11 protein-coding genes and 2 pseudogenes are annotated in these 14283 nt (G+C 41.4%); 3 read left to right on the plus strand and 10 right to left on the minus strand.

The window, feature by feature from the left end:
• Positions 1–578: 578 nt before the first annotated feature.
• The 7 genes and pseudogenes from IBX40_05560 to IBX40_05590 all read right to left on the minus strand — a co-directional run bounded on the left by IBX40_05560 (position 579) and on the right by IBX40_05590 (position 6531).
• Positions 579–746: a hypothetical protein gene (locus tag IBX40_05560; protein MBE0523786.1), complete on the minus strand. Its 168-nt coding sequence runs from the start codon at positions 744–746 to the stop codon at positions 579–581.
• Positions 747–776: 30 nt separating this feature from the next.
• A pseudogene (locus IBX40_05565) lies at positions 777–1906 on the minus strand (IS110 family transposase).
• 43 nt (positions 1907–1949) lie between these two features.
• On the minus strand, positions 1950–2615 hold the full coding sequence (locus IBX40_05570; GenBank protein MBE0523787.1) for a sulfite exporter TauE/SafE family protein: 666 nt from the start codon (positions 2613–2615) through the stop codon (positions 1950–1952).
• Between the two features lie 455 nt (positions 2616–3070).
• Complete coding sequence (locus IBX40_05575) at positions 3071–3517, minus strand: hypothetical protein (GenBank protein ID MBE0523788.1); 447 nt, start codon at positions 3515–3517, stop codon at positions 3071–3073.
• A 143-nt stretch (positions 3518–3660) separates the two neighbouring features.
• Complete coding sequence (locus IBX40_05580; GenBank protein MBE0523789.1) at positions 3661–4836, minus strand: methionine adenosyltransferase; 1176 nt, start codon at positions 4834–4836, stop codon at positions 3661–3663.
• Between the two features lie 138 nt (positions 4837–4974).
• Complete coding sequence (afpA, locus tag IBX40_05585; protein ID MBE0523790.1) at positions 4975–5517, minus strand: archaeoflavoprotein AfpA; 543 nt, start codon at positions 5515–5517, stop codon at positions 4975–4977.
• A gap of 54 nt (positions 5518–5571) precedes the next feature.
• On the minus strand, positions 5572–6531 hold the full coding sequence (locus tag IBX40_05590; GenBank protein ID MBE0523791.1) for a nucleotidyltransferase domain-containing protein: 960 nt from the start codon (positions 6529–6531) through the stop codon (positions 5572–5574).
• Positions 6532–6625: 94 nt separating this feature from the next.
• Between IBX40_05590 and IBX40_05595 the strand changes: the two genes are divergently transcribed.
• Genes IBX40_05595 through IBX40_05605 form a run of 3 tightly spaced genes read left to right on the plus strand, consistent with a single transcriptional unit; the run spans position 6626 to position 8619 of the window.
• Positions 6626–7774: an SIS domain-containing protein gene (locus IBX40_05595; protein ID MBE0523792.1), complete on the plus strand. Its 1149-nt coding sequence runs from the start codon at positions 6626–6628 to the stop codon at positions 7772–7774.
• Between the two features lie 9 nt (positions 7775–7783).
• Positions 7784–8275, plus strand: a complete 492-nt coding sequence (locus IBX40_05600; GenBank protein MBE0523793.1) for a hypothetical protein — start codon at positions 7784–7786, stop codon at positions 8273–8275.
• Complete coding sequence (locus tag IBX40_05605; GenBank protein ID MBE0523794.1) at positions 8272–8619, plus strand: peptidyl-tRNA hydrolase; 348 nt, start codon at positions 8272–8274, stop codon at positions 8617–8619. The genes IBX40_05600 and IBX40_05605 overlap by 4 nt, the downstream gene beginning before the upstream one ends.
• Before the next feature lie 22 nt (positions 8620–8641).
• On the opposite strand, the pseudogene IBX40_05610 reads toward IBX40_05605, so the two are convergent.
• The 3 genes and pseudogenes from IBX40_05610 to IBX40_05620 all read right to left on the minus strand — a co-directional run bounded on the left by IBX40_05610 (position 8642) and on the right by IBX40_05620 (position 13700).
• Positions 8642–10485 (minus strand): annotated as a pseudogene (locus tag IBX40_05610) (aldehyde ferredoxin oxidoreductase).
• Positions 10486–10504: 19 nt separating this feature from the next.
• A complete protein-coding gene (locus tag IBX40_05615) occupies positions 10505–10996 on the minus strand; it encodes a hypothetical protein (GenBank protein ID MBE0523795.1) in 492 nt (163 codons plus the stop codon).
• Positions 10997–11036: 40 nt separating this feature from the next.
• Positions 11037–13700 carry a metallophosphoesterase family protein gene (locus IBX40_05620; protein ID MBE0523796.1) on the minus strand — a complete coding sequence of 888 codons (2664 nt, stop codon included), beginning with the start codon at positions 13698–13700 and terminating at the stop codon, positions 11037–11039.
• Positions 13701–14283 lie beyond the last annotated feature (583 nt).

Here is a 14283-nt window from a genome sequence, read left to right on the forward strand (position 1 = left end):
CGGTTTGATGAGGAGAGGGTGGCGAAAGCCACTCTTTTACTCTACCGGGATGGCTAATTTATGCTCGGAAATAATAAAGCAATCTCAAGAAACTTATTAAATAGAAATGGGCTGAGAATAAAGTATTAAAATATTTAAATGGTGCCCTCTTTTTATACGAGCGAAGTGATTCAACCATGATAATCTATCTTACAAGTTATCACTATCCCAGAACGTGTTATTTGAGTCCACCACTTCCAGCAGACAGATAGTTAAGTAACACTATTAAAAGATAACCCATTCAAATCCCTTAGGCGGTAGATATCCTATCCCAGAATGCAGGCGGTCGAATATGGGCACAGAATTATTTCGTGAGGTTTTTCTGGCTGTTTAATGTGGAGTTCCCGGTGACATTATCGAACAGGTGTGATATATTATTATAAGTCCATGGGTATAATAACAAAAACAGCATCAATAACTATGATTTAATAACAAAGCAACACAATAAACGCTTAGGGTCAAAGCGATTTAATCTGTTTCGTTTTCCATATGCTTTATTTGCCCTGGGATGGGCAGGCTGTCCGACAATTATTAAATCCCTAATTCATCCTGGGTTTTATATCTGTGGACCCGCATAAAAGGCATTCTGTTGCATTCTTCTTTATGAAAGCTTTCATACATGACCTGCAATAGTATATGCCGCTATTTCGTTTCAAGACCTCAACATCCTCAGGCATGGCGGAGAAACTTATAGATGTGCTGCACATTTTCCTCACCTCCTTAATTAATCATGTTTATTAGTGTAGATATTTAAAGTCTTTGGTGAATTTAGTACAAACTCCAAACCCGCAGTAACTCTTTTTAATAACATATCCTGCATTCGATAGCACATCAATCATATCCTGTTCAGTCATTTGAATCGGTGAGGAAGTCCGATCAAATTTTACAGGTTTAGATTTTGTTTTTCCATTTTCCTGATACATTTCCCTGTTCATCAACAAATGATGCAATATACAGAGAACTTTCCTTGCTAATGCCACCGCTGCTTTCTTTGTTCCCTTCTTTACCTGTATTCTCAAAAAGAATCTTTTCAAAACCGAGTTCTTGGTTCTGGAAATGGCATGAGCGACTTGAACGAGCATCCGTCTCACATGTTTAGATCCTTGTTTCGTAATTCTACCAGTCACCAGCTTATTGGCAGATTGAGATACACTTGGTGTCAGTCCACACCAAGCAGCAAGCTTCTCACCGTTTTCATAAATGCAATACCTGGAATGGACATTGCAATTTCAACATCTTCTTTCCTTTTTTCGATCCTCTTCTGGATTTCTTCTATCAGTTCAAGGCAGTTTCGTATCAAGAGAATTTGTGCCGAATCAAGGCTATTTTTTATTGCATCTCTCAAATCCTGCTCTTTTTTCAAGACCTTTTTTGACTTGATTCCACTCAGGATTTCGTCTATGCTCCTTCCTTCAAGCAAACCATCAAGTATATGTCTTCCCGATTTTCCAAAGATATCTGACAGGATTGAAGATATCTTGATACACGATGATTCAAGTGCCTGATCTTCTTTGGGGAAAATTCTTGAAGGTTCTATCATTCCATTGAGACATAGTTCTGCGAGCCATTCGGAATCTCGTACATCCGTCTTCCTCCCGGGTGTATGCCTGATCTTGTAGGCATTGGCTACTATTACCTCGATTTTATCTTCCAATACTGTGTATATCGGAACCCAATAAACGCCTGTGGATTCAACAGCGACCTGTTCACAATTGTTCTTAACGACCCATTCCTTGAACATTATAATGTCATCAAGGTTCATCCCGAATCGTTCTGTAGTTTTGGTACCATCTCGGGAGAGAATCGTAGCTACGAGAAACTTTTTATGAATGTCTACTCCACAAACCTTATTTCTTTGTTTCTCCATACTTTATTCTCCTGATATGGGCAGGTGTATTCCCTTGTGAAGACTAATTAAAAGCAAGGAAAAGGAAATATATCGCTACCAATAATAGTATTATCCCCAGCAGCCAGTCGATCAGGACGCCTTTTTCTTCCAGCTTTGTGCGTATGGCTTTTCCTGCGGCTCCGCCAATGGAACTTATGATTACCAGGGGCAATACCATACCTGTTCCGAAAAGGAGAGATATAGTAATCCCGTAAGCCACAGACCCTGATACTGCGGCCACGGTAAGAACAGCAAAAAGCATCGGCGCAACCCTTCCCATAGTAATCGCGCCAAATGATAAACCGAGCAGGAAAGTTCCCAGCGGTGTGGTCGAGGGGGGTAGGCGCAGATTCCTGAATACTTTTTTCACTGGCATATGGTACGCGCCAAAGAACTGCAGCGCCATTAGAAAAAACACCAGGCTGCCCAGTACATAGGCTATTCGTTCATCAAAATGAACAACGCTTTTGCCAAGAAACGCAGCGATACCGCCCAGAGGCACTATGATAAGCAGTGTGCCAAGACCGAAAGGGAGGGTGAGCTGAAGCGCATCACGGAAATTTCGTTCGGCTTTATTATCACCTGTCACATAACCCATGAGGGCGAGGCACAGCACACTATTGCAGGGACATAGTCCTGCAAGGATGCCGAAAAAGAAAAATCCCCAGAAAGTAGGATCGAGAGCCATGTTAGTCCCGTATTATATCGATTTTTACTTCTTTAAATTTCTTTAATACCTGTGATCAGAGTGAGGATAAATGAACAAATGAACATTAAGAAAATGTCCAGGCTTACATTACCGATTAGAATGTCCATCTTCCATATTATATCTTCTTTCTTTAAAAATCTTCTACAAATGAATGATTTCAAATATGATATAGAGTAATCAAAGAACAGGGATTGACTATGATAGATTTTCCATTAAATAGTACTAACAAATAGTTATGTTTTTTTTTTATCGATAGTTTCATAATATTAATAACATATTAATATATAAGATGCTAAGATTACAAGAGAAGAATGGCTTAACTTAATGGCACGAAAATAGGATTTATAGATTTTTTTCTAAAATGTTTCAAACATTTGAAAATATTGGCTCAAATGTTTTTCTACCTCAAGAATATTCAAAAAATACCATGATTGTTACTTTTTCATTCTGACCATAAAGGCAACTATTAGAATAACAATTATGGTGACCATTGCATTCATTATTGTGTTTGTAGCAGCCGGTTCAGAAACTGTGGAATCGGATGAGGGAAAATCATCAGAATTCCCAGGGAATGTGGAATTTGTGATTTCTTCAATATTGCTAAATCCATCTCCATCAGAATCCAATTGCTCTATTTTTTCTATTGTCAGGATTGGATTATCACGATCAAAACCTGGAAAATTTCTCATTTCGGCTCCATAACTGTTCAAGCTTGCAGGAGGAGAAGCTGAATCCATGCATGTTTTGCATACATTCAATCTGGTGCCAGAATTATCGTAATGATATGTAAATTTGCCTAGCATCGCACGATTGGCCAAAGCAGGTGCCTGCAACATTAGGATGATTATAATAGCTAGTATGAATAGTGATTTAGTATTCATTACAACCCCTTATTCAAATAATCAGATATTTACTAATTTAGTATAAGTTCCCTTAACAATAAAACTTTCGGGTATTATGTCTGATCCAATATCCTGTAGGAATCGGTAAAACCTGGAAGGACAGGGTCAATGCATAGAAAATATTAAATCCCTGCAGACTTTGCAATATCATCGGCAACATCGGTCTTCTCCCAGGTGAAGTCCGGGTCGTTCCTGCCGAAATGACCATATGCTGCGGTCTTTGTGTAAATGGGACGCCTGAGATCAAGTGTCTCGATGATACCTTTTGGTGTAAGGTCGAAATGTTTCCTGACAAGTCCCACCATATCCCTGTCCTTCATCTTGCCAGTACCAAATGTATTGACCATAACAGCGGTGGGCTCTGGAATTCCAATAGCATATGCCAGTGATAATCCACAGCGATCTGCCAGTCCTGACGCTACGATGTTTTTAGCTACATATCTGGCCGCATAGGCAGCACTTCTGTCAACCTTGGTGCAATCCTTACCGCTAAAAGCACCACCGCCGTGTGGAACCAGCCCGCCATAAGTATCAACTACGATCTTACGCCCTGTCATTCCTGTATCACTCTGGGGTCCGCCTATTACGAACTTGCCTGTCGGATTGACATAATATTTGGTATTCTTATCCAGCAGTTCATTGTCAATTGTTTTCATCACAACCTCTTCAATGATCTCATTCCTGGCATCATCTGTAATTTTATGACCAGTACTGTCCAGTATCTCCTCAGTATGCTGGCTGCTGATAATGATCGAATCAACTCTCTGGGGCACTCCCATTTTATATTCAACAGTAGCCTGGCTCTTCCCGTCCGGACATAAATAAGGAAGAATATTCTTCTTTCTCACTTCAGCCAGTCTTTTAGCCATCCTGTGACCCTGCATGATGGGCAAGGGCATCAATTCCTCGGTCTCCCTACATGCATAACCGATCATCATCCCCTGGTCACCGGCGCCGCCTACATCCACGCCCTGTGCAATATCAGGTGATTGTTTACCAATCGCATTCAAAACACCGCATGTCTTATAATTGAAACCGTATTTTTCACTTGTATAACCGATGTCATTCAAGATACCACGAGCTATTGATGGGACATCAATATGAGCTTTTGTGGTGATCTCACCGCCGACTATCACAAATCCTACACTAATAAATGTCTCACATGCCACCCTGGCAGTTGGATCCTGTTCCATTATCGCATCAAGCACACCATCCGATATCTGATCGCAGACCTTATCAGGATGCCCCTCAGTAACTGATTCAGAAGTTAACAGGCTATATTCCATATTCGAAATCATGTTTTGTCACCTTATTTTATTTCAGAATTATTTTGACTATTTATAATGGTATCTGTATTATTCACAAACGTAAAACTGGTAATAATATACAGTTCATCCCTGATGATTGAGGATGTAAAAATTTAACAAATAAAATGGCTATTTCTCAACTCCCAACACACCATATATCTCATCCGGACTGTTCAAAATGGTAATATTCTCCATTTTGCCGAGTTTTTTCGTATTTTCAACATCAACTTCCCGCATTTTTAATTTCATCTCTCTTCCCAGGGGTGAATATGTGGTAACTGTCCCCAACTCCCTGTCCACAGGCAGGATATAGATTGGCGTATCCCCTTTAGCGGTCTGGGACACGGCATTAGTAACCAGGGTATCAGCTATTCCGTGGACTATTTTTGCCACCGTATTTGCAGTTGTGGGAGCTATTAATAAGGCATCATAATGGCCAACCTGCAACGGCCCGGCAATAAAAGGTGAATTGGGTCCTGCATCGGTCTTGAAATTGGGAAAATCCTTCTGGATGTTGTCCCACATCCGGTACCATTTCATAACAGTCTCACCCTCTTTGGATAAGAATACCATAAATTCATAATCAGTCCTGTGCTTTATGTCCACCAGAACATCGTATGTCTCTTTAATAAGGTCACCCGACCCTGTAATTCCCCATGCGATCCGTTTCATATTGCTCACCCTGAATTTCCTATAATAATCGAAGGAATGTTATCATATTAATTCTTAACGGCGTCTGGAAGATTCAAGAAGAGTCAAAGAACGTATCCATTCCCCTTTCGGCTCACGGCTAGTACCCACAACCAAACGCTTATATTCAGCCAGTTCTTCCACTATACCTCTGGCTTCCAATGTCTCTCCTTCCAGGATCTGCCCTGCATATGTATGGGTGAATGAAAGTACATATTCGATCTCGGGATGGGCCAACTTGTAGATGGAAGGGCTGTCAAATGCCAGTTGAGCATCAGTTACTAATCCCTGAATTGTTTTGCTGCCGATATCTTTCCCACGACCTACAGGTTCATTGATCTGATCCCAATCCCTCACAAATAGCAGGTCAAAATATGTATCCCCAACCATCCCTCGATTCCCTTTCCTTATCTCATGGAGTTTAAACTCATCAAACCCGATATCAGGTATTCGTTTGTGATAAATTCGCATCCACATATCTTCATCCAGGTGATGGATATTGCTTTTAGGATCCTCTTTTGCCTGAGTAATAATATCCCTGGCTTTGAACCAATCAGGACCATATACTACAAAGTCAATATCAGAACCGCTGTTTTGAACACCTGGTAGAAATGAACCCGTAATCCCCATTTTATCAAGGGGAATACCGCCTTTTAGCAAGGTTTCAGTTATCTCTTCAATACGCGGGTCGCTCAGGAAAATCTCGGCAAGCCTTTCGGGAGGGGTCAATACCTGCCTGATCTGATCCCATGGGATAATGTGAACATCTGTTACCCAATTGGATTTGTGGGTTCGCATATACTGGAAAGCGTCATCAAAATCATATTTTGTGAAATTTTGTGTGCCGTTCGTTCTCTGCCCATTCTCATCAGGAACGTATCGCAACACACCCCTTACTCCTTCAGGATGATGGTAATCAACACAAGAGAATATCAACCCATCTTTTGTGACAATGAAATCACGAAGCCGTACTTTGAAATGATTAGGACTTTTCATAGACCATATCTGTTGAATTTACCAGCCTTAAACATTATTATATTTAAGTAATAACCAACTATATTACAATTCATAATAACGTTTAGGACATTAAATGAAATCTACTGCCAAATTTTACGATTCAATTGACATCCAGCTACTATTCCTCGAACAGCTAAGAAATGTTCCCCCGGAAAAGATCGATGCCACCATATATAATCTGAGAGATTTTATTTTTAAGGAAGGCCAAAAGCAGAAGGTCATATATGGTATTGGAGAGGGCAGGAGTGCCCTGGCATTATATGATTTTATTCAACAGTTATTGCGATATGACCAGATTTTCCCTGCTACCCTGGACGATCCCATAAGGCGCTACTTTGACCCTGACAGAGATAATATGATCATAGCAGCATCCGGTTCAGGCACCACAGAAAGTGTGATAAATTATCTTGAAGATGCCCACCGTTTGGGTGCCAAAGAGATACTTATCACTGCAAAAAATGATTCTCCTGCTTATCAGAAAGTCATTTTAGATAATGGTTTTAGTTTCCTTATAGAAGATATACAACTGGAAAAACCCAGTAAACTGGCTGTCATGGGTTCTGAATTCGAACTGAAATTATGCACATTCTTAAACTGCATTTTACCTGCTCTTGATAGCGGAGGCAACCAGTTTTATTATAAGCAGATCGATAATTTTCTTAAGAATGCCAGGCTTTTAAAAGGAATCGACAAAGAGTATCTGCGGTCATGGATAGAGAAATTGTTGAACCGTAGAGGTCATTTTATAGTGGATGGGGTTGGACGTTCGGGATTCGTGGCAAAGGCATTTGGTATGCGCCTCACCCATCTTGGCCTTAACGTATATGTAAAAGGTGACGCTACCACCCCCAGTTTAATCAGGGGAGATGTATACATTCCAATAAGCGGTAGCGGTGATACCAGGGAGATTCTGGAGGGCATGAAGAAAGCCCGCAGTAAAGGTGTTGATATTTTCCCGATAACAGTGAATGAAAATTCAAAAATCGTGGAATACTTAACAGAATGGGGAAATGAAGAAAATATAATTTTCATACCTGTGGAAGCAGATGATATGAGTATTTTCTCTGACCAAAATCCCAGCAAGATCAGCACCTCAAAGATGAACCAGATACGTCCATCTTATTCTGAGATAAATTCTTATATTTTTACCAATGCTGTGATTGCTTCTGCCATTGACTTTTTAGGTGTTGAAGAGAAATATATGCAAAGAAAACACTGGTAGGTGTAGAGGATGGGAATTAAGCATACTATTAATAAACTTTTTGGGGGAGATGCTGATGGGGCAGCAACAAAAACCAGGCAGGTAGGCAGCTTATGGCATCATAAGCATGATAATCTGGACTGGCATTCTATGTCTATACCCCATCCGGTTTCGTCTGCTGATCAAGATCTTACTGAAAAGGAGGGGGCAGAAACCCCTAAAGAAATTTCACAGCCAAGAGACAAGGAAATTACGATATCCAAAAGAGATATCATCTGTAAGTTCGTGGTCCAGGGAAAGAAAAGGATTGGTGAGACCATATCCATTGATTCTGGATTATTGATTTTAAAAAGTGGGGGCGAAAATTTATCCATCCCTGTGGCTTCAATATTAGAAATTAGCAAAGAGGAAGTGAAAGTAGGAGAGTTTGATAGAGATAAGGCATTGGCACTTGGAGACGAGTGGATCCGTCGCACCACTGATAAGCTTAATTTCGATGAGAAAGGGATGCTCATCAAATGACTGAATATAAACAATGTATTGTTACCCGGGACGATCTTAAACTTACAAAGGGGAAACTGGCAGTCCAGGTGGCACATGCTGCTGTTACTGCATCTGATTTTGCTGATAAGAAAGAGCGAGAGGCCTGGATAAGGGATGGACAGAAGAAGGTGGTCCTGAAAGTAGCCACTGTAAAAGATCTTTTTGAATTAAAAGAGCAGGCACGCAGGGAAGGATTATCAACTGCCCTTGTTACCGATGCCGGGCTTACCCAGATACCACCGGGCACTATTACCGTATTGGGAATCGGGCCAGCACCTGTCGAGAAGCTGGATAAGGTTGTTGGCAAGTTGAAATTGCTTTAAACTTGAAAATATTTTTCTAGTACTAAGCGCGTGCACCTCCATGTGGATACCTGTCCAAAGACCAAAGAGGCGGACCGTTCCATTCTGAATAGGGGCCATGGGCCAGAAGCTCATCTGCCACGTATTTCAATCCTATTTGCTCCAGCCACTTGCGCGTCGGGATACCTGTCATGGGATCATAGCCATGCACTCTGTAATATTCCGTGAGCATTTCTTCATGCTTCTTAAGTTCCTCTTTACCTTGACGTGTCCCTTTAACATCAGGCTTCTGAGGCAGTCGATCATGCTTTTTCGTTATCCCCTGCCTGACGTTGAAAGCTCTTTCCTGGGTATATATCCTATCCGCTGCTTCCACAAGCCTGGTCTCATCAAAATCCAAACCAGTTGCAGCCGTCATCAGTTTTGCAAGGCCATTCCACAGCGGATACTTCCACACAAGCGGCACGGCACATGCCCAACTATTGACCGCTCCTTTGCAACGACCTATCGAATCAGTGAGTGTTGTAGCCCTTTCAGAGATGGTGAGTCCCTCTACAGGATTCTGGGACATCTGGGGGGGCAACAAACCTGTCTTTACAAGTAGTGGAAAAAGGTCCGGGTCGTTCTCACCATATGCCCAACTCCTTCCCCTCAGGTGATCTGCGCCTCTGGACGAGGTTGCATGTGCAAGGGAAAATAGTCCTGGAGGATGAACGCCACGGGAAAGACCTTTGACGTGATAACAATAATTCATTGCATTTTTTCCAATAATTTTTGCAAGACTATACTGACCTTCAGCCAATATATTACCAAAACCCTCCCTCATTGCAATTCGATGGATAAGTTCGATCTGGGAATCTGCATCATCCCAGTCAAGTGAAAGCCTGTCTGTGTCCTCTTTGGTGATGATACCACGGCTATAGAGTTCTTTTGCAAAGGAAATAGTATTCCCAAGACCAATAACGCACATTCCATACATATCAGAAAGGTTTTCCATTTCCATTATGACGATCGGGTCCTGGATACCACAGTTGGTACCCAGGCAGTCAATGCATTCAAACTCAAGGGCTGAACCGGTTTCATCGCAACGCCTGCAGCTTGGGATTCTATAGACATTCTTACACTTAACCGGACAAGCATAACAACCCGTTCTAGCTATTTCGTATTTCTTCCAGCCATCTGGCGTCAGATCATCCGGAATTTCATCGGCATCTAAATATTTCTCAAAATTCCTGTAACCCGGATGCCAGTACATCATTCCAATATGTGTGCCATAGACGGCAATTACCTTATGTTGCATATGGTCTTTTAAAAAGAAATCCATATCTTCGCCCGCCAGTTGCTTGAACTCATCTGGTCTTGCCAGTTTCACCTCTCCCGTGCCCCTGACAGCGATTGATTTTAGGTTTTTCGAGCCCCAAACGGCCCCACTTCCACGGGCAGCTGAAGCATACTTATCTACTATTGTGGATGCGAACCTAACAAGATTCTCTCCTGCTTGCCCTATACCTGCCACACTTATGTCTTTTCCATGCCTTTTTTGAAGTATGTGCGTTGTTTCCCAGGTTGTTTTTCCCCATAGATCCGAGGCGTTTTTCAATTCGATGTTCTCATTATCTATCCAGAGATACTTTGGGGAGCTTGCCCTTCCGGTTATTACTATCTGGTCATAACCCGCCCATTTCAGGAACGTCGCGAAAGATCCGCCAGCATTTCCATCGCCAAGGATGCCGCTGTAGGGCGAAAGAGCGCTAACCTCAAGTCGACTCGTAAGTCCCAGAGGAGTGCCTGAAAGGGGACCCGGAGCAAAGTCTCGTCCAACGGTTGTTTTGTGATCTCGTTCTTCGTGAGATCTATCCTTAGAATAGTCCCCCTCCATCCGTACATTTTATCCTCCTTTCAAAGATCAATAGATATATCTTAAATCACTATTAGACATTATATGTAATTGAATGTTATTCAGATCGTTAATTTGAGATACCAAGAAGTCAATTTTCAATTCCTCTGAATCAAGGAGCCAGGAAAATACCTGATTTACGACATCCAGGTTCTCTTTATATCTTATCCGGTCTTTATATCCCACAACATACAATGCAAGATAATTTCTAATGAAAGCTTCTGCAATGTTTTTTCCATTCATGGAACTCAAGCTGCCACAGCTCAGACTTATTATCACCCTTTTATTACTTTTTGATTTTATCTTTGCTATGTCATCAGCACCTATAGTACCAAAACCACTCCATGCCCCGGGTATTCCGTGACCAAAATAAATAATCAGGTCATGATCATTTTCTAACTCCTCCAGTACATCCTCTTTGTAGAATGCATCTGGATACATCTCCTTTACAGTCCAGCCTTTGCGGCGAAAAAGCCCACCCCAATATTTAAGCGGTTCCATGTATCTGGGGTGGTAATACGCAAGGAAAAGGATGTGCATACTAGAACGATGTCGCCTCGCTAAATTTGAATGTCCTGAAGGGCATCTGATCAGACGTCCATGCAATCAGTGTGACATCCTCCTGCGTTATCTCAATAGTCCATATACAATCCTCCCACCAGCCAGATGTGCCTGAATTTATGTAATACCTGTCCTGGTTCTGGCTGTCTTTCATAACTTTTGGCCCGTGGGTATGCCCGCAAATCATACTGACATTGTACTTACGCATCTGGTCAACCATGGGTTGCTCGGAAAACATGACCCCGTCTGAGATTTTAGGTTCCTCCACATTATTCATGCTATCGCTTATCCATTCGGCTTTTGTGAAAAACGGCGCAAGTGACCATCCCTCAATGCGTGCCCCATCCCCGAAAATAGATACAAGGGTATCGTTTAACTGGTCAATTGATTCACCCACGAAATTGCTTGCAAATTTTCCAAAGAAGTTATTTGCATCACAATTATAAGGGTCAAACTGCTGACCGTGCATAATGAGGATCTCAGCACCATTGCGCCTTATTATGGCATAGTCATAAACGTCTATGTTGGGGAAACCTTTGTTTTTCAGTTTGTTCACAGCCGTACTATTTGACCATACATCATCGTGGTTGCCGCGTATCTTTATGAATTGTCGCGGATTTTTGAACTTGTAGAACTCATCGGAAATGATAGCATAAACATCGCTATTGGAATCTATGATAGGAACAACCTTTTGCACGGGATTTTCCTCAATACTCAGATCATCGCAATACCAGAATTCCTCTGCATCGCCTACAGTGACGAGTGTCCAGCTATCATCCTGTGCATAATGGTTCAGCACGTTCTTGAAAAGTGTCTTATTCTTATGGAAATGCCCGAGTCCTGCGTCAATATCCTCGTTTGATTCCTTATGGACATCGCTTACGATAACGTATTTGTGGCTGGCATCCACTTCATGCAGGATGGCAAGTTTGTTTGAAAAAGTGTTCTTAAATCCTGCCAGGGTTTCAGGCCATTGCTTGTAATCTGTCTTATCCTCATCGACAAGGGAATTAAGAACAAAAAAAGCAATAGCTAAAAATACAATATTAGTAAGTGCCATGGCTATTACCAGTATAAGTTTTCCAACTGCCAGTATTGGAAGGATTACCTTTTCCGTGAACCAGTCTACAGCAGCTCGTGCCTTTTCTGCAAGCCAGCCTGCCAGATGCCTGAGCCAGTCGCCACCGATGGAAAATATCCATTCGACTATATCGAGGAATGTGTCGAAAACCGCGTCTGCTGCTTCAAGTACCCACGTGAAAACCTGGACTGACTTCTGGAGTGCCCATAGAAGGATATCAAATACCTTAACTCCTGTCTGTAAGAGCCAGATGGCAATTTCCTTGAAGATACTGATGCCCTGGGTCACGGCAAACTCAAGAATATCAATAAGCATCATCCCTATTTTCTTAAGTGTGTCATATACTTTCTCGATAAAATCCACGCCGAATTCTGCACCTGCTTTCAGGAAATCATATGCAGTTGCCCCCAGTTCTTTTAATGCCTCAAAAGATTTGGAAAGTAGGTTTTCGGGGTCTGTTATGATTGTTTTTACGATAGTAAAAAAGGTATTTCCCATCGCGATTAAGACCTGAAAACCCTTTTTCATGAGTTCAAAGCTTCTGCGAATACACCAGGCTACCAAGTCGCCAAGCGTCTTGCCGATCTCCAGTAGTTTTTCAAAGACCCCGCTTATTACTTCAACGGTCTTGCTTGCTGCCCATTTCAGGATATACCACACAGAATGCCCAAGGTCTATCAGGTGCCCGACCACTTCCTTTAAGGTATTTATCGCCAGGTCAGCAGCCGATTTGAGTATGTCTTTAATCCTTGTACCGATATCTATAAGGATTTTTATCCCGTCTTTTAAAAAATCAACAGCATTATCATAGAGCCATTTAATAATATCCAGAACATCCTTTCCGGCAGCGACAATCGCCTTGAAGACTTTGGTAACGAATTTCACTCCTTTATCCAATATATCTATCAGGAAATCCGCGATATCTTTTCCGGCATCTATCAGCGCTTCTATAATATTATTTATTCGTCTCTGTGCATAATCGATGATATCATCTACAATTTCACCAAAAGACTTGCCTGCTTCTACCACCGCCTCCACGACAGTTGATATTGCCTCACCGATTGCCTTACCAGCATCAACAATTCCATCCCACAGGTCACCCCAGAAACCGTCGTATTCGGGATTGATGTTCCCCTTCCTTTTTTCTTCAATGTATATTTCGGAAATATTGGCAAGCCATTTCGTGATGGTTTTCATTTTGCCGCCGACATCGAAATAGTCCTTGAAAAACGGCTTTGCGTCTTTGGTTGTCATTAATGAAAGGCTTGTGACCATCTCAAGATCGTTCCTGGATTCCTTATATGATCTGACAACCTCCCAACGTAATTCTGGTTGTTCTTTTTGCCTGACAGACATAAGGATCTGGTGCCGGTCTTTGAAACTGGGTACTGCTTTCAGTAGCCCTTTTACTATCATCCTGCCGTTATAATGACCCCTGGAAAAACCAGCAGATAGAACATCCTGGTAGTTCTCAGGAGAAACATCCAATTTTATCAAATCATTCGAAATTGAAGAAATATTCTTAACTTTTATCATCTTTACTGATGAGGCAATTTCGTTCATGATAACCATCCAGACAATTTATGAAATCTTTATGAATATAATCTTTTCCTAATAATGATTCATAAATCTAAATTTAGAACTACTTTTCTAAACTCCCAAATGACTGGTAGGCCTCTAAGCTTGCTACAATTGGATGTTATCAGATGGTAAAGTTACTGTCACTCCAGATGAAGATAATCGAAAAAAGGCCAAGCTTCGCGATGGTAAATGTTTGATTTTTACTAATGATTTTTAAAAAAGTGCAACTGAGATTATCTCTATGTATTTCGAAAAAGATGTGATCGAAAAGATTTTCAATTGTTTAAAAAAATGGCTAGACCTTCAACCAGTCAGGCATTTTGAGGAAGGATCGGTTAATGCTTATGTTTTCATTTATTATCTTGCATAACTGGTATTGGCATTGTATAAACACCATCTGGGCATCTCTAGCTGGGAAGGAGTGCAAGATAGTCTGGATGAAATGGGAAGGATCAGAAAAACAACCATTGATTTTGGAGTATAGCAGATTAATAAAATCAATGTTCTCACAAAGGAGCAGAAGGAGATTATTGAAAAGTTGGGGTTTGAAAGTTGGGTGGTTTAG

This window comes from Methanosarcinales archaeon, from assembly GCA_014859725.1.
Taxonomy (GTDB): domain Archaea; phylum Halobacteriota; class Methanosarcinia; order Methanosarcinales; family Methanocomedenaceae; genus Kmv04.